Origin of the sequence: Streptomyces sp. NPDC126497, from assembly GCF_040302425.1 — a bacterium.
Lineage (GTDB): Bacteria > Actinomycetota > Actinomycetes > Streptomycetales > Streptomycetaceae > Streptomyces.
Window position 1 is genome coordinate 1 of sequence record NZ_JBEORT010000071.1, and the last position, 17,066, is coordinate 17,066.

Annotated in this window: 12 protein-coding genes and 1 pseudogene; 12 read left to right on the top strand and 1 reads right to left on the bottom strand. The window is 71.5% G+C overall.

From position 1 onward, the window contains the following. The 7 genes from ABTY20_RS25195 to ABTY20_RS25230 form a co-directional block, all read left to right on the top strand. Positions 1 to 3,150: Rne/Rng family ribonuclease (locus ABTY20_RS25195; protein WP_351999321.1), on the top strand; the 3,150-nt coding region annotated here is incomplete at its 5' end. Between the two features lie 237 nt (positions 3,151 to 3,387). After that, the gene (locus ABTY20_RS25200) at positions 3,388 to 4,455 is read left to right on the top strand and encodes a glucose-1-phosphate thymidylyltransferase (protein ID WP_351999322.1); all 1,068 of its coding nucleotides are present in this window, start codon (positions 3,388 to 3,390) and stop codon (positions 4,453 to 4,455) included. Further along, complete coding sequence (rfbB, locus tag ABTY20_RS25205) at positions 4,452 to 5,441, top strand: dTDP-glucose 4,6-dehydratase (RefSeq protein WP_351999323.1); 990 nt, start codon at positions 4,452 to 4,454, stop codon at positions 5,439 to 5,441. The genes ABTY20_RS25200 and rfbB overlap by 4 nt, the downstream gene beginning before the upstream one ends. 115 nt (positions 5,442 to 5,556) lie before the next feature. Beyond that, positions 5,557 to 6,480, top strand: a complete 924-nt coding sequence (gene rfbD / locus ABTY20_RS25210; protein ID WP_351999324.1) for a dTDP-4-dehydrorhamnose reductase — start codon at positions 5,557 to 5,559, stop codon at positions 6,478 to 6,480. After that, positions 6,477 to 8,438 carry a glycosyltransferase family 2 protein gene (locus tag ABTY20_RS25215; protein WP_351999325.1) on the top strand — a complete coding sequence of 654 codons (1,962 nt, stop codon included), beginning with the start codon at positions 6,477 to 6,479 and terminating at the stop codon, positions 8,436 to 8,438. The genes rfbD and ABTY20_RS25215 overlap by 4 nt, the downstream gene beginning before the upstream one ends. Positions 8,439 to 8,452: 14 nt before the next feature. Next, the gene (gene rfbC / locus ABTY20_RS25220) at positions 8,453 to 9,046 is read left to right on the top strand and encodes a dTDP-4-dehydrorhamnose 3,5-epimerase (protein ID WP_351999326.1); all 594 of its coding nucleotides are present in this window, start codon (positions 8,453 to 8,455) and stop codon (positions 9,044 to 9,046) included. Positions 9,047 to 9,304: 258 nt separating this feature from the next. Beyond that, positions 9,305 to 9,904 (top strand): glycosyltransferase family 2 protein, encoded by a 600-nt coding sequence (locus ABTY20_RS25230; RefSeq protein WP_351999327.1) that lies wholly within the window; start codon positions 9,305 to 9,307, stop codon positions 9,902 to 9,904. 9 nt (positions 9,905 to 9,913) lie between these two features. Here the strand turns inward: ABTY20_RS25230 and ABTY20_RS25235 are convergent. Further along, positions 9,914 to 10,905: pseudogene (locus ABTY20_RS25235) on the bottom strand (transposase); the annotation flags it as partial. On the opposite strand from ABTY20_RS25235, the gene ABTY20_RS25240 reads away from it, so the two are divergent. The 5 genes from ABTY20_RS25240 to ABTY20_RS25260 all read left to right on the top strand — a co-directional run bounded on the left by ABTY20_RS25240 (position 10,854) and on the right by ABTY20_RS25260 (position 17,056). After that, positions 10,854 to 11,165 carry a hypothetical protein gene (locus ABTY20_RS25240; RefSeq protein WP_351999328.1) on the top strand — a complete coding sequence of 104 codons (312 nt, stop codon included), beginning with the start codon at positions 10,854 to 10,856 and terminating at the stop codon, positions 11,163 to 11,165. The pseudogene ABTY20_RS25235 and the gene ABTY20_RS25240 overlap by 52 nt on opposite strands. 567 nt (positions 11,166 to 11,732) lie before the next feature. Beyond that, the gene (locus ABTY20_RS25245) at positions 11,733 to 12,848 is read left to right on the top strand and encodes a DegT/DnrJ/EryC1/StrS family aminotransferase (RefSeq protein ID WP_351999329.1); all 1,116 of its coding nucleotides are present in this window, start codon (positions 11,733 to 11,735) and stop codon (positions 12,846 to 12,848) included. Then, positions 12,845 to 13,870 (top strand): Gfo/Idh/MocA family protein, encoded by a 1,026-nt coding sequence (locus tag ABTY20_RS25250; protein WP_351999330.1) that lies wholly within the window; start codon positions 12,845 to 12,847, stop codon positions 13,868 to 13,870. The genes ABTY20_RS25245 and ABTY20_RS25250 overlap by 4 nt, the downstream gene beginning before the upstream one ends. Then, positions 13,860 to 15,431 (top strand): glycosyltransferase family 4 protein, encoded by a 1,572-nt coding sequence (locus tag ABTY20_RS25255; protein ID WP_351999331.1) that lies wholly within the window; start codon positions 13,860 to 13,862, stop codon positions 15,429 to 15,431. Before ABTY20_RS25250 ends, ABTY20_RS25255 begins: the two co-directional genes overlap by 11 nt. Then, a complete protein-coding gene (locus tag ABTY20_RS25260; RefSeq protein ID WP_351999332.1) occupies positions 15,428 to 17,056 on the top strand; it encodes a glycosyltransferase family 2 protein in 1,629 nt (542 codons plus the stop codon). Before ABTY20_RS25255 ends, ABTY20_RS25260 begins: the two co-directional genes overlap by 4 nt. Positions 17,057 to 17,066 lie beyond the last annotated feature (10 nt).

Sequence of the window (17,066 nt, forward strand, 5' to 3'; positions counted from 1 at the left end):
CCGGCGCGGCGCCCCGCGCGTCCGGCCGTCGCCGTGTTCCAGCCGCCGGTCTTCACCTTCCAGACCCCGGAGCGCGCCGCCGCCGAAGCGGCCGCCGAGGTCGCCGAGCCGGCGGAGCCGGAGCGGATCGAGGAGTTCCCGGAGGAGCAGCCCGCCGCCTCCCGCCGCCGTCGCCGGCGCCGGGGCGCTGACGAGGAGCCCGAGGCCGCCGAGGTGCCCCAGGCCGAGGACGAGGCCGAGGAGGACCACGCCGAGGAGGACCACGCCGAGGAGGACCACGCCGAGGAGGACCACGCCGAGGCCGAGGACCAGGACGACGGCGAGGGGGCCGGTTCCCGCCGTCGCCGCCGTCGCGGCGGCCGTCGTCGCCGGCGCGGTGACTCCGCCGAGGGCGACGCCGAGGGCGGCGAGTCCGAGGACGTCTCCGCCGAGCAGGCCGCCCAGGACGCCGAGGACACCGCCGAGCAGGTCGAGGAGGACGCCGAGGAGGCGGCCGGCCCGGCCGAGGACCGTGACGACTCCGGGTCCAGCAGCAGCCGTCGCCGCCGGCGCCGTCGTCGCCGCGCCGGTGACGGCGGTGGTGAGCCCGAGGCGGCCACCGACGACCCGGAGCGCACCGTCGTCAAGGTGCGTGAGCCCCGTCCGAAGGCCGAGCCGTCGGACGAGGTGCAGTCCATCAAGGGCTCCACGCGTCTGGAGGCGAAGAAGCAGCGCCGCCGCGAGGGCCGCGAGCAGGGCCGCCGCCGGGTGCCGATCATCACCGAGGCCGAGTTCCTGGCCCGCCGCGAGGCCGTCGAGCGTGTGATGGTGGTGCGCCAGCACGGCGACCGTACGCAGATCGGCGTCCTGGAGGACGGCGTGCTCGTCGAGCACTACGTCAACAAGGAGCAGGCCACCTCGTACGTCGGCAACGTCTACCTCGGCAAGGTGCAGAACGTGCTGCCGTCGATGGAGGCCGCCTTCGTCGACATCGGCAAGGGCCGCAACGCCGTGCTCTACGCCGGTGAGGTCAACTTCGAGGCGCTCGGCATGTCGGGCGGCCCGCGCCGCATCGAGTCCGCGCTGAAGTCGGGCCAGCCGGTCCTGGTGCAGGTCACCAAGGACCCGATCGGCCACAAGGGCGCCCGCCTGACCAGCCAGGTCTCGCTCCCGGGCCGCTACCTCGTGTACGTCCCCGAGGGCTCGATGACCGGCATCAGCCGCAAGCTGCCCGACACCGAGCGGGCCCGGCTGAAGACCATCCTCAAGAAGATCGTCCCCGAGGACGCGGGCGTCATCGTGCGCACCGCCGCCGAGGGCGCGAGCGAGGACGAGCTGCGCCGGGACGTCGAGCGGCTGCAGGCGCAGTGGGAGGAGATCAAGAAGAAGTCCAAGAACGGCGCCGGCAGCGCGCCGACGCTGCTGTACGGCGAGCCGGACATGACCGTGCGGGTCGTGCGGGACATCTTCAACGAGGACTTCACCAAGGTCGTCGTCAGCGGTGACGACGCCTGGGAGACCATCCACGGGTACGTGTCGCACGTGGCGCCGGACCTGGCCGGGCGGCTGTCCCGGTGGACCAGCGAGGTCGACGTCTTCGCCACGTACCGGATCGACGAGCAGCTCGCCAAGGCGCTGGACCGCAAGGTCTGGCTGCCCAGCGGCGGTTCGCTGGTGATCGACCGGACCGAGGCGATGGTCGTCGTCGACGTCAACACCGGCAAGTTCACCGGCCAGGGCGGCAACCTCGAGGAGACGGTCACCAGGAACAACCTGGAGGCGGCCGAGGAGATCGTGCGTCAGCTGCGGCTGCGCGACCTCGGCGGCATCATCGTCATCGACTTCATCGACATGGTGCTCGAGTCCAACCGTGACCTGGTGCTGCGTCGCCTGCTGGAGTGCCTGGGCCGGGACCGCACGAAGCACCAGGTCGCCGAGGTCACCTCGCTGGGCCTGGTCCAGATGACCCGTAAGCGGGTCGGCCAGGGCCTGCTGGAGTCGTTCTCGGAGACCTGCGTCCACTGCAACGGGCGCGGTGTCATCGTGCACCTGGACCAGCCGGCCGCGGCCGGTGGCGGCGGCAAGCGCCGGAAGCGGGCGCGGGCCGGCGCGGCGGAGCAGCCGCACGAGCACGAGACCGCCGTGGGCGTCGAGACGGCCGAGGAGGAGGCGGAGGCGGAGACGACGGCCGAGGTCGCCGCCGAGGCCGCCGAGCCGGTCGCGCTCCCCGCGCCGGAGTTCGTGCCCGACGAGGAGCTGTACAGCAGTGCCGCCGAGGCGGAGGCCGCGGCCACCCGTGGGCGCACGCGTCGCCGGGCGAGCCGGCGGGCGTCGGCCCCCGCGGGCGCGCCGAAGCGGGAGGCCGCCAAGGACAGGGCCGCCCGGCAGAAGGCCGAGGAGAGCGAGAAGGCCGAGGTGGAGGCCCCGACGGCGCAGGACGTGACGGCCGCCGAGGAGGCCGCGCGTCCGGTGCGGCCGGAGCCGGCCGCCGAGGCGCTGGCCGAGCCCGCGGCCGTCGAGGACGCGGTGGTCCCCGAGCCGGCCGAGCCGGCCGCCGAGGAGGCCGCGCCCAAGGGCCGTACGCGTCGCCGGGCCACCCGCAAGGTGTCCGCGCCGGCCGGTTCCCCGGCGGGAGCGGAGGCCGCGGTGGTGACGGTCGGCGAGCCCGTGACCCCGGTCGTCGAGGCGCCCGAGCCGAAGTCCGAGGAGGCACCGTCCGGGGAGGCTCCGTCCGAGGCTCCCGCCGAGACCGCCGCCCCGGCCCGTCCGCGCCGCCGCGCGGTGCGCAAGCCGAGCACGCCGACCGCGTCCGAGGAGACGGCCGTCGTGGTCGTCCCGTCGGCGGCGACGGGGACGGCGCCCGCCGAAGAGGTCCCGGAGAAGCCCGCCGAAGGGGTCTCGGAGGAGCCCGTCGGGGAAGCCGGAGCCGAGGTCGCCCCGGCCAAGAAGACCGCCCGCAAGACGGTCAAGAAGGCCACGGCGAAGAAGGCCGCCACGAAGAAGACGGCGGCCAAGAAGACCGCCGCCAAGAAGACGACGGCCAAGAAGGCGGCGGCGAAGACCACCAAGTCGGCCGCGGCCAGGACGACCGCGAAGAAGACGGCGTCGAAGAAGACCGCGGCGGCGGCCCAGCAGCCCTCGTCGTCGGTGACGGCCTCGACGGAGGACTGATCTTCGGATTGTTCCGGAATATCGAATTCCGGATTATTGGATGAAAGCAATCCGCCCCCGGCTCCGCCGGGGGCGGATTGCTTTTGGCATAAGGGAACGGCGGCGGTCCCCCCGGGTGAATGACGGATGAATGGTTGTTCCCGGCGCGCGGTTATGATGGGTCAAAGGTCGACCGCGAAGTCAGACAAACCGGGATTCTTCATCTCTGACCAGGCACACAGTATTGGGGCGCTACACGTGAAGGCTCTCGTGCTTTCCGGGGGAGCGGGGACCCGCCTCCGTCCGATCACCCACACCTCGGCCAAACAGCTCGTGCCGGTCGCCAACAAGCCTGTGCTCTTCTACGGTCTGGAAGCGATCGCCGACGCCGGGATCACCGAGGTCGGCATCATCGTCGGCGACACCGCGGACGAGATCCGCGAGGCGGTGGGGGACGGCTCCCGGTTCGGCATCGAGGTCACCTACATCCCGCAGGAAGCGCCCCTGGGGCTCGCGCACGCCGTGCTCATCGCCCGGGACTTCCTCGGCGACGACGACTTCGTCATGTACCTCGGCGACAACTTCATCGTCGGCGGCATCACCGGCCTGGTGGAGGAGTTCCGCGCCGAGCGGCCCGACGCGCGGATCCTGCTGACCCAGGTCCCCGACCCCACCTCCTTCGGCGTCGCCGAACTCGGCGCCGACGGCCGCGTGGTGGGCCTGGAGGAGAAGCCGGAGCGGCCGAAGAGCGATCTGGCCCTCGTCGGCGTCTACCTGTTCACCCCGGCCATACACGAGGCCGTCCGCTCCATCGAGCCCTCCTGGCGCGGCGAACTGGAGATCACGCACGCCATCCAGTGGCTGATCGACCGGGAGCGCGACGTCCGCTCCACCACGATCTCCGGCTACTGGAAGGACACCGGCAACGTCACCGACATGCTGGAGGTCAACCGGTCCGTCCTGGAGACGATCGAGCCCTGCGACGCGGGCACGGTGGACGAGGCCAGCGAGATCATCGGCCGGGTGCGCATCGAGGAGGGCGCCCGGATCAGCGGCAGCCGGATCGTCGGTCCCGCGGTCGTCGGCGCCGGCACGGTGGTGGACAACGCCTACATCGGCCCCTTCACCTCGGTCTCCGAGGACTGCCGTATCGAGGACAGCGAAATCGAGTACTCCATCGTCCTGCGGGGCGCGTCCGTGACCGGCGTGCGCCGGGTGGAGGCCTCGCTCATCGGGCGTGACGTCGAGGTCACGCCCGCTCCCCGTAACCCCAAGGCCCACCGGCTCGTGCTCGGTGATCACAGCAAGGTGCAGATCTCCTCATGACCACCCGGATCCTGGTGACCGGCGGCGCCGGTTTCATCGGCTCGCACTACGTCCGTACCGTGCTCGGCCCCCAGGGCCCCGGTGACGTCGCGGTCACCGTCCTGGACAAGCTGACGTACGCGGGCAACCCGGCCAACCTCGACGAGGTGCGCGAGCACCCCGGGTTCGCCTTCGTGCGGGGCGACATCTGCGATCCGGAGCTGGTCGGCACGCTGATGGCCGAGCACGACCAGGTGGTGCACTTCGCCGCCGAGTCCCACGTGGACCGGTCCATCGACGGCGGCGCGGAGTTCGTCCGCACGAACGTGGTCGGCACCCACACGCTCGTGGACGCGGCGCACCGGGCCGGTGTCAGGACCTTCGTGCACATCTCCACCGACGAGGTCTACGGCTCGATCGACGAGGGCTCCTGGCCCGAGACCCACCCGCTGGAGCCCAACTCGCCCTACTCCTCGACGAAGGCGTCCAGCGACCTGATCGCGCTGTCCTACCACCGCACCCACGGCCTGGACGTCCGCGTCACCCGCTGCTCCAACAACTACGGGCACCACCACTTCCCCGAGAAGGTCATCCCGCTCTTCGTCACCAACCTCCTCGACGGCAAGAAGGTCCCGCTCTACGGCGACGGCGGCAACGTCCGCGACTGGCTGCACATCGACGACCACGTCCAGGGCATCGAGCTGGTCCGCACCAAGGGCCGCGCGGGCGAGGTCTACAACATCGGCGGCGGCACCGAGCTCTCCAACAAGGAGCTCACCGAACTGCTCCTGGAGGCGTGCGGCGTCGACTGGGAGACCGGCGTCGAGTACGTCGAGGACCGCAAGGGCCACGACCGCCGCTACTCCGTCGACTGCACGAAGATCCGCGAGGAACTGGGCTACGCGCCCCGCAAGGACTTCCGCGAGGGTCTCGCCGAGACCGTCCAGTGGTACCGCGACAACCGCGCCTGGTGGGAGCCGCTGAAGGAACGCGCGGCGCTGAGCTGACGCACCGCCCGTCCCACGCGGGTCCGGGACCCTCCCGGGTCCGCTCGGGCGTTCCCCGCGCGTCCCGGATCCCGCCCGGGGCCCGCGCCATCCGGCACGGAGGACAGGAAGAGGGATGAACCCGACAGAGGAACAGCTGGACGCACCGGCCGGCTGGCTGGTCACCGGGGCGGGCGGGATGCTCGGCCGGGACGTACTGGCCCGGCTGGCCGCGGCGGGGGAGCAGGCCACCGCCCTGGACCGGGCTGCGCTGGACCTGACGGACGCCGACGCCGTGCGGCGGGCGCTCGAACGGCACCGGCCCGCCGTGGTGGTCAACTGCGCGGCCTGGACCGCCGTGGACGACGCCGAGACCCGCGAGGCCGAGGCGCTCGCGATCAACGGCGACGGCCCGGCCCACCTCGCGGCCGCCTGCGCCCGCACCGGTGCCGTCCTGCTCCACGTCTCCACCGACTACGTCTTCGCCGGCGACGCCGCCGCGCCGTACGCCGAGGACGCCCCCACCGCGCCGCGCAGCGCCTACGGGCGCACCAAACTCGCCGGCGAGCAGGCCGTCCTGAAGACCCTCCCCGACAGCGGCTACGTCGTACGCACCGCCTGGCTGTACGGAGCGGGCGGAGGCAACTTCGTCCGCACGATGATCAAGCTGGAAGGCCTCAAGGAGACCCTCGACGTCGTCGACGACCAGCGCGGCCAGCCCACCTGGAGCGCCGATCTGGCCGGTCTGCTGCTCGAGCTGGGGCGCGGGGCCCTGGCCGGCACCGCCCCGGCGGGCGTCTACCACGGCACCAGTTCCGGCGAGACCACCTGGTACGGCCTCACCCGGGAGATCTTCCGCCTGCTCGGCGCAGACCCGGACCGGGTCCGCCCCACCACCAGCGAGGCGTTCGTCCGTCCCGCCCCCCGTCCGGCCTACAGCGTGCTCGGCCACGGGCGCTTCGCCGCGGCCGGCATCGAGCCGCTGCGCGACTGGCGCGCGGCGCTCACCGAGGCGTTCCCGGAGATCCACCGGGTCCACGAGAAGGAGAACCCGGCGTGACAGTCAAGGTCAGCGTCGTCATCGCGGTCCACAACCCGGGCAAGTACGTCGAGGACTGCATCAACGGTCTGCTGCGGCAGAGCCTCCCCCCGGACGAGTTCGAGGTCTTCTTCGTCGACGACGGCTCCACCGACGAGACCCCCGCCCGGCTGGACGCACTGGCGGCCGAGCACCCGCACTTCCACGTCATCCACCAGGAGGCCTCCGGCTGGTCCGGAAAGCCCCGCAACACCGGCATCGACGCCGCCCGGGGCGAGTACGTCATGTTCGTCGACCACGACGACTGGCTCGGCGACGAAGCCCTCGAGCGGATGTACGACTACGGCAGGGCGAACGACGCCGACGTGGTCGTGGGCAAGATGGCGGGCATCGGCCGCCCGGTCCCGCAGGAGCTGTTCCGGGTCAACCGGCCGCGCGCCACGGTGGAGAACGCGCCGCTGATCGACAGCCTCACCCCGCACAAGATGTTCCGGCGGGAGTTCCTCAGGCAGCACGACATGCGCTTCAAGGAGGGCCGCCGCCGGCTGGAGGACCACGTCTTCGTGGTCGAGGCCTACCTGCGGGCCAGGAGCGTCGCCGTCCTCGGCGACTACCTGTGCTACTACCACATCACCCGCGACGACGGCTCCAACGCGGGCTTCCAGCGCTTCGACCCGGCCGGCTACTTCACCAACCTCCGCGAGGCCCTCGACGTGGTCGAGGAGCTCACCGAGCCCGGCCCGCTGCGCGACAGGCTGTTCAGCCGCTGGCTGCGCAACGAGATGGTCGAGCGGCTGCGCGGCAACCGGCTGCTCAGGCTCCCCGAGGACTACGCCGAGGAGCTGTACCGCGAGATCCGCGGTGTCGTCACCGAGCGGTTCGGACCGGGCGTGTTCGCGCGGGTCGCCCCCACCCAGCGGGTGGTGGCCGGACTGGTCGCCGCCGACCTCTACGAGGACGTCCGCGCCCTCGCCCGCTGGGAGGCCGGGATCAGGCCCACCGGCACGCTGGACTCGCTGGCCTGGGAGGACGGCGTCCTGAAGGTCGGCTTCACCTCCGAGTACCAGGTCGACGGCGAACCGATGACCTTCCGCCGGGAGGGCGGGCGCGACCTGCTCGGCCTGCCGCTGTCCGACAAGGCGCTCGAGGCGCTGGCCGGCCAGGGCATCACCCTGGAGGCCCCGGTGGGCAAGAGCGGCGTGGACCTGGTGGTGCGCCACCGGGAGGACGCCAGGCAGTTCTACCTCCCGGTCGAGTGCGAGCCGCACCGCCTGGACGCGGGGGAGGGCGCCTTCCGCCAGCGGATCACCGCGCGCGCCGTCCTCGACCCGGAGACGGCGGCCGCGGGCGCGCCCCTGGAGAAGGGCATCTGGGACCTGCACCTGCGCATCAAGTGCTGCGGCTGGAGCAAGGAGACCCGCCTCGGCGCGGTGCGCGGCGAGGACGTGGAGGCCGGGCGGCTGGCCGCGCTCACCGGCGAGCCGAGGCGGCTGGTCCTGCCGTACTGGACCGACGGGCCGGGCAACCTCTCCCTCGACGTCGACCAGCACACCAACAAGCTGGAGCGCGAGGCGGCGGCCCGGACGGACCCGGCCGGGGCCGTGGTCGAGGGCCCGGCCGTACGGCTGCCGCTGCCGCTGCACGTGGCGGCGGACGCCGGTGACCCGGTGCGGCTCCGCTTCGAGCACGGGAACGTGGGCGCGTACCCGGCCGACGCCGTGGTGGACGGCCGTACCGTGAGCGCCGTGCTGCCGCTGGAGAAGCTCACCGGGAGGCGCTGGGCGGTTTGCATCGGGGTGCCGTCCGCCGCCCGGGGCGAGGCGAAGTGGACCCGGCTCCCGGTCGACGTGGTGGTCGCCGCCGACGGCACCGTCCGGGTGGTCGGCCGGCGGATCCCGCCGAGGAAGCCCGCCCGCCCCCTGTGGCGCCGGATCGCCGGCCGCATCAAGCGCGCACTGACGGACAAGAAGAAGAACTGAGGACGGACCCTTCCATGCGACCCCTTTCCCTCTCCGGTGCCTGGGTGTACGAGCCGAAGATCTTCCCCGACGACCGGGGCAGCTTCCACGAGTGGTTCAAGGCCCCGGTCCTCACCGAGGCGGCGGGCCACCCGCTCACGCTCGCCCAGGCCAACATGTCCGTCTCCAGCAGGGGCACCCTGCGCGGCATCCACTTCGCCGACGTGCCGCCGGGCCAGGCCAAGTACGTCACGTGCGTGCGCGGCGCGGTCCTCGACGTGATCGTGGACATCCGGACCGGCTCGCCCACCTTCGGCCGGTGGGAGGCGATCCGCCTGGACGACCGGGACCACCACGCGGTCTACCTCTCCGAGGGCCTCGGTCACGGCTTCATGGCGCTCACCGACGACGCCACCGTGGTCTACCTCTGCTCCGAGGGTTACGCCCCCGAGCGCGAGCACGGCATCCACCCGCTCGACCCGGCCCTGGGCATCGACTGGCCCGCCGGCCTCACCCCGCTCCTGTCCGCCAAGGACGAGCGGGCCCCCACCCTGGCCGAGGCCCGCGACCAGGGTCTCCTGCCCTCCTACGAGGCGTGCGTGGCCTACCGGGAGGGCCTCGGCCGCTGAACCGTCCGGGACGGCACCAGCGCCGGCGAGACGACGTGGTTCGGGCTCACCCGGGATATTTCCGGCTGCTGGGTACCGATCCGGAACGGGTCCGGCCGACCACCAGTGCGACGTTCGCCCGCCCCGGCACGCGTACAGCGTGCTGGGACACGGCCGCTGGCAGCAGGCTGGAACCGAACCGATGCGCGACTGGTCCGAAGCGCTCGGCTCCGTGATGTCCGTGCTGCTCGCAGAGCTCCAGGAGCGGAACCCACGAGCATGAAGGTCGGCTTCGTCATCCCGGTCCACAACGCAGGGATCTACATCGAGCGCCCGATCGAATCGATCCTGAAGCAGTCGATGCCGCAGGACGAGCTCGAGGTGGTCCTCGTCAACGACGGGTCAACCGATGACTCCACGGAGCGGCTGAACGAGCTGGCCGAAAAGACGGAGAGCACGCGGGTGTTCCCCCTACCGAACTCGGGTTGGCCCGGACGTCCCCGTAATGCCGGTGTCGCCTACCCGCATTTCCTCGACCAGGACGACGCCCTGGGCCCGAAGGCAATGGAAGTGAGGTGCGACCGGGCGCGGAAGAACGATTCCGACATCGTCGCCGCCGGCAAGGTCAAGGGAAATATGTGCGGCCCCATTCGTCTTTTCCGTGAGTCGGCCGACAGCGTCGGCCCGGAGTTCGCCGAGCTGTACGAGACACTGCCCCCGCACTGGCCTCGAATTTTCGTGACGGGCCGCCGGCGGAGTCGGTGGCCCCTTTCCGTGTGGTGGGCTGATTGTGTGCAGGCCGAGGGCCCGAGTGTCGTCTCGGGGCGGCGCCGGGTTCCACCGCTCCGGGTGGTGAAGGGCTGTCGTAGGAATAGGTGAAGCCGCCGGTCAGCCGGGACCCGGCAGGAGTGCGAGCCGTTCGAGTGCGGCGGTGATGTGGTCGGTCCGGGGCCAGCGCCGGGCCAGGCGGAGGATCCGCCGGCGGCCGGTGGTGACGAGTTGTCCGGCCACGGTGAACAGGCGGAGCCGCAGGCCGGTGGCCCGGGCGGCCCGGATCCGGTCCTCCGCCCGGGCCCGTAGCCGGTGACGGAGCTCGAGCTCGGTGATCGGTCGGACGACGGTGTTGGTCGCGAAGCACGTGATCCGCATGCCGTCCGCGTCCGTGGTCCTCAACTGAGCTCCAGGGTCAGGCCGTTCCCTGCGGACGGTCAGTCGCGTGCCCGGGGGCCAGCCGTCCGGCAACGTGCCCGCGAGCTCGGCGGCCCGGGCCCCGTCACGGACCTCACCATTGGTCTCGACGGCCGCCGTCCAGGCCGAGGCTGGGACCTTCAGGACGGGTTCGTGGATCACTTCGGTGACCGTCATGCCGATCGAGCAGGACAGCCATCGTCCTCGTCTGGCGAGCCAGGACACGAAGTCATGGGTGCCACCGGCGGAGTCCGTGCGGATCAGCGTCTGCCGCCCCCGCCGGTACTTCTTCGGCAGCTGGGCCAGGACCAGCTGGGGGTGGTGATGTGGTCGGCAGCCGTGTTCGAGCCCGCGTTCCCCGGCCTGAGCAGGACGGCGACCGGCTCTCCGGTTCCGCCCGCTCCGTGGTCGACGAAGGCCGTCAGCGGATGGTGGCCGTAGGTCTTCTTCCAGGTCGCGACCGCGTCCTCTGTCGGAGTGCGCGATCACCAGGACGCCGTCGAGATCGATGACGACCTGACCGCCGGCGTCCGGCGCGTCCCCACCGGCCAACGACCAGACTCGGTTGCTGACTTCGGACCGTGCGGACCGGATCGCCTGCAGGGCTTTCTCGCCGGAGCGGCACTCGCGGTGGTCGAGCGTGACCGTGCTGGACGACATGCTGCCGGGCAATGTCGACGAGGCGGCCCGCGACGGGCACACGGGGATGCGGGCCGGCGACGTGTTCAAGGTGCTACGGCGCTTCCGCCCCCGATCCGGTGGTGGAGCTCGACACCAAGCTCACCAGTGTCGTGGCGGTCTTCGGGCTGATCCGACCAGCACCGTGGTGAAGGACGACTACGACAGGATCATCAAGAAGTACCGCGCCGACGACCCGCAGGTCGTTCCGGAGGGAGTTCTGCCGCGCAAGAACGCCGTCCGGAGCGAGGCCCCGCTTGGGGCGGGCTTCTGACCGGCCCTCATGCGGGCCCGCAATCTGCGCCGCCCCGTTCGGCGTTCGCGCCGGTCCGCCGTGACATCCGGACGGTGGCCGACTGACACCATCCGGTCTGTCGGGCCCGCCCGCAGGCGGGTTCGCGCCCAGGAGCGCGGGAGACCGGAAGTCCCCGGTGCCCCGCGCTCCGTCGTGTCCCGGCCCGGGTGCGTCACAGATGTTCCGCGGCCGGTCGCCCTGGACGCCGGAGGTGCCCGTTCCTCGACCGGTCGAAGATTTCTCTGAGGTAACTCTTCCGATAAGCCCTGCACATGTGCTGGTAACGTAATTACGGTCCAGGCCCCTGGTGTTGCGACACCGTGGACCGCAGCGACTGCTGTGACCGGACTTCCCACACGGACGGCGGCTGCCTCCCGTCATCGGCTCTCCAGGGGGGCGGAGACCAAGCGGAGACCGTTCGCCGCCGGCAGCAGCCTGCCGAGTTTCCGAAGACGCGGATACGAACCGCTTCCGCCCGGGCAGTCCCTTCCCGGTCCACGGCGTGGTGCGTCCGCCGAGGCCACCGAACGAGGAGGGGGAACGTCGATGACCGACGCCCATGAGTTGATACCGGCCGCCAGGCCCGTCATCGACGAGGAGGAGATCGAGGCCGCGGTACGCGTACTGCGCAGCGGCCGGGTCGTGCAGGGGCCCGAGGTGGCCGCCTTCGAGGAGGAGTTCGCCGAGCTCGTCGCCGGACGGCACTGCGTCGCGGTCAACTCCGGCACCTCCGCGCTGCACCTGGCACTGCTCGCCCTGGGGATCGGCCCGGGGGACGAGGTCATCGTGCCGTCGTTCTCCTTCGCCGCCTCCGCCAACGCCGTACGGCTGGTCGGCGCCGACGTGGTCTTCGCCGACATCGAGCCCGGCAGCTTCTGCCTGGACCCGGCGGCCGTCGAGGCGGCTCTGACCCCGCGCACCGCCGCGGTCATGCCCGTCCACCTGTACGGTCACCCGGCCGCCATGGACCGGATCATGGCCATCGCGGACCGGCACGGGCTGGCCGTCATCGAGGACGCCTGCCAGGCCCACGCGGCGATGCTGCACGGCACTCCGGTCGGCGCGTTCGGCAATGCCGGAACGTTCAGCTTCTACCCGACCAAGAACATGCACAGCCTCGAGGGCGGCATGGTCAGCACCGCCGACGTCGGACTCGCCCGCACCCTGCGCCTGCTGCGCAACCAGGGCATGGAGCAGCGCTACGCCAACGAGATCGTCGGTGCCAACGTCCGCATGACCGACGTCTCCGCCGCGATCGGCCGGGTGCAGCGTGCCAAGCTGGCCGGCTGGACCGAGCAGCGCATCGCCAACGCCGCGTACCTCACGAAGCACATCACCGCGCCGAACGTGGTCACGCCGGAGGTCGCCGCCGGCGCCCGGCACGTCTTCCACCAGTACACCGTGCGCGTCCGGGGTGACCGCGACGCCGCCATGGCCCGCCTCACCGAGGCCGGCATCGGCAACGCGGTGTACTACCCGACGCCCATCCACCGCCTCAAGCCGTACTGGGAGCCGGACCAGAAGGCCGGCCGGGTCTGGGACCTGCCCGAGACGGAGCGCGCGGCGGCCGAGGTCGTCTCGTTGCCCGTCCACCCGGGCCTGTCCGCGGCCGACCTGGAGCGCATCGTGTCCGCCGTGAACGCGCTGGGGGAGCAGAAGTGAGCAACGGAAGGCGGCTGCGGGCCGGTCTCGTCGGCCTCGGCTCCATGGGGCGCCACCACGCCCGCGTCCTGTCCGGTCTCGAGGGCGTCGACTTCGTCGGCGTCGTCGACCCGATGGGTGACAAGAACGGTGCCGCACAGGGTGCGCCCGTCCTGGCCACCGTCGAGGAACTCATCGACCTGGGCGTCGACTACGCCGTGGTGGCCTGCCCCACCGCCCTGCACGAGGAGGTCGGCCTGCAGCTCGCCGCGGCCGGCGCCTGCGCGCTGATCGAGAAGCCGGTCGCCGACACGGTGGACGGGGCGCGCCGTCTGGTGGAGGCCTTCGAGTCGCGCGGTCTGCTGGCCGGCGTCGGGCACATCGAGCGGTGCAATCCCGCGCTGCGTTCGCTGCGGGCGCGGCTGGAAGCCGGCGAACTCGGCGACGTGTACCAGGTCGTCACCCGGCGCCAGGGGCCGTTTCCGCACCGGATAGCCGACGTCGGCGTGGTCAAGGACCTGGCCACCCACGACATCGATCTCACCGGCTGGGTCACCGGCCGCGAGTACGTTTCCATCGCCGCGCACACCGTCTCCAAGAGCGGCCGTCCCCACGAGGACATGGTCTCGGCGGTCGGCCGCCTCGACGACGGCACGATGGTCAACCACCTGGTCAACTGGCTGAGCCCGCTCAAGGAGCGCTTCACCTCGGTCACCGGCGAGCGCGGCTGCTTCATCGCCGACACCCTCACCGCGGACCTGACCTTCCACTCCAACTCGGCCGTGGCCACCGAGTGGGAGGCCCTCCAGGCCTTCCGGGGCGTCGCCGAGGGTGACATGATCCGTTACGCCATTCCCAAGCGCGAGCCGCTCCTCGTCGAACACGAACTGTTCCGGGACGCGGTCCTCGGCCGGCCCGCCGACATCTGCACCCTGCGCCAGGGGCTGCGGACCGTGGAGGTCGCGGCCGCGGTGCTGGAATCGGCGGCGGACAACCGCACTGTTTCGCTCGACCCGAAGGACCTGACGACCCATGGCAGCTGAGAACCACACGGTGACGGGCCGGCCCGCCCGCGGCCGGGTCGTGATGCTCGTCGACAACGGCGTCAACGGCGACTCACGGGTGCAGAAGGAGGCTCGCTCCGCCGCCGAGGCGGGCTGGGACGTCATCCTGCTGGGCAAGTCCAGGAACAAGAAGGAACAGAGCTGGCAGATCGGGAACGCCGAGGTTCGGCTGCTTCCCGTGCCCGCGCCGATGTTCCGCCGGCGTCACGAGTACCGGCGGGCGGTGCTGCGCTCCCCGCTGGCCTACCGGCCCGGGCCGCTGTCGTCGTACCGCCGCCAGAAGGTCAAGGCCTGGCGGGCCGACCTCAACATCCGGCTGATCATCGCCCAGCAGCGTGGCTCGACGTTCGGCCGGTTGAAGCTGCTGGCGCCCCGGCTCCTCTCCCGGCTGACGCAGTCGTGGGTGAACCTCAGGTACCGCAAGACCCAGGCGCTCGAGAAGCGGCGCAAGGCCATGGACTCGGCGCTGGACCGCTTCACCACCGCCTTCTGGCGCAAGACCATGGGCGACCGTGCCTGGCGCAGGCTCGATCCGCACCTGTGGGACTTCGAGCTGGCGTACGGCAAGGTCATCGACGAGCTGAAGCCGGACATCGTCCACGCCAATGACTTCCGGATGCTCGGTGTCGGCGCCCGCGCCACGCTGCGTGCCCGCGCCGTGGGCCGGGACGTCAAACTGGTCTGGGACGCCCACGAGTTCCTGCCCGGCATCAAGCCCTGGAATCCGCACCCGCGCTGGCACATCGCCCAGTGCGCGCACGAGAAGGAGTACTCCCGCTACGCCGACGCGGTGATGACCGTGTCGGACACCCTGGCCGGAATGCTGCAGGAGCGGCACAGGCTGGCGGAGCGGCCCGACGTCGTGCTCAACGCCCCGGACGCGGAGATCTCGCCGGAGCAGGCCGCCGAGCCCGTACCGGACCTGCGGGAGCTGTGCGGTGTCGCGGACGACGTTCCGCTCGTGGTGTACAGCGGTGCCGCCGCGCCGCAGCGCGGTCTGGACATCATGGTCGAGTCGCTGCCGCTCCTGCCGGAGGCGCACACGGCGTTCGTCGTGCTCAACACCAACTCCGACTACATGAAGTCCCTGCGGGCGCGCGCGGAGGAGCTGGGCGTCGGCGACCGGCTGCACATCCTGCCGTACGTGCCGCACTACCAGGTGACGCGCTTCCTCGCGGCGGCCGACGTGGGTGTCATCCCGATCCACCACTGGCCGAACCACGAGATCGCCCTCATCACCAAGTTCTTCGAGTACTCCCACGCCCGGCTGCCGCTGGTCGTCAGCGACGTGAAGACGATGGGCGCGATGGTCGAGAAGACCGGCCAGGGCGAGGTCTTCCGCGCCGAGGACCTGGAGGACTACGCCCGCGCGCTGAAGTCGGTGCTGGGTGACGCCGAGCGGTACCGCGCCGCGTACGACGCGCCCGGGCTGCTCGACCAGTGGACCTGGGAGGCTCAGGCCGAGCGGATGGACGCGGTCTACACGCGGTTGACGGGCCGGCCCGCGGCCGGACGCAGAGAGGCGGAGGCACAGGCATGAGCGGCATACCCGACGTCAGTGTGATCGTCGCCGTCTACAACACGATGCCCTACCTGACGGAGTGCCTGAACTCCTTGCTGGGCCAGAGCATCGGGCGGGACCGGCTGGAGATCGTCGCGGTCGACGACGGGTCCACCGACGACAGCGGCGCCGAACTCGACCGCTTCGCCGAGCGGTACCCGGACACCGTCAAGGTGATCCACCAGGAGAACTCGGGCGGCCCGGCGGCACCCAGCAACCGGGCGCTGGACGTCGCCACCGGGCGGTACGTCTACTTCATCGGCTCCGACGACTACCTCGGTGAGGAAGCCCTGGAGCGCATGGTGAAGTGCGCCGACCAGAACGACTCCGACGTCGTCGTCGGCAAGATGGTCGGCACCAACGGCCGCTACGTCCACCAGGCGCTGTACAAGAAGAACGACCCGGACGTCGGCCTCACCGGTTCCGCCCTGCCCTGGACCCTCGCCAACACCAAGCTGTTCCGGCGCGACCTCGTCGAGCGGCACAAGATGCGCTTCCCCGAGCACCTGCCCGTGGGCAGCGACCAGCCGTTCACCATCGAGGCGTGCGTGCGCGCGCGGAAGATCTCGGTGGTGGCCGACTACACCTGCTATTACGCGGTCAAGCGGGGCGACGCCAGCAACATCACCTACCGGGCCGACCACCTGGCCCGGCTGCGGTGCACGGCGGAGATCATGGACTTCACCGCCGGCCTCCTGGAGCCCGGCCCGGAACGCGACGCCGTCCTGCGCCGGCACTTCACCTGGGAACTGGCCAAGCTCGTCCAGGACGACTTTCCCGCCCTGGACCGTGATCTCCAGCGCGACATCTGCGCGGGCATCGCCCGGCTCGCCGACGCCTACTTCACGGACGGCATCCGGGACGCGATGGACGTCAAGCGCCGGGTGCGCATCTGTCTGGCCCGGGCCGGCGCGATCGACGAGCTGTGCGAGGCGATCATCTCCGAGAAGAAGCACGGGGCGCCACCCTTCGTCGTCGAGGGCGACCGCGCCTATGCCCGCTATCCCGGCTTCCGCGACCCCCGGATCGATCTGTCCGACCGGTGCTACGAGCTCGTCGGGGAGGCGGTTCCCGGCCGGCTCGCCAAGGGCACCGAACTGCTCTCCTCGGCCTGGGAACAGGAGGGCGAGCAGATCGCCTACACGGCGTCGGTCAGGATCCCGGTCCTGGGCGACGTGGACGGCGCCGTCCTCCGGCTGGTGCACGGGGCCATGCCCCAGAAGGCGGACAAGCCCGGGGCCAGGAAGCTCCCGGGCGGACACTCCCTCCCGGCGCCCGTGGGCCACTTCACCACGCAGCCCGCCGAGGACGGCGCCGCCACGGTGCTGCACGCCCGCGTCCCGCTGGAGCGGCGCGAGATCAAACTCGGCGTACGGGTCTACCTGGACGTCGCCGGGGCCACGTACGAGATACCCGTGCGCGGCAAGGACAAGCCCATGCCGCTGTCACGCCGCTGGGGCGGTTACGACGATCCCTACCGTGCCGCCGCCCTCGTCAACGACAAGGGCCGCGTGGTGGTCTCCACGGCCCGGATGTTCCCGCCGAAGAAGTCCCTGGCCTCCCGGGTGAGGACCACCGTCGTCCGCGGTCTCAAGAGGAAGTAACGACCCAACC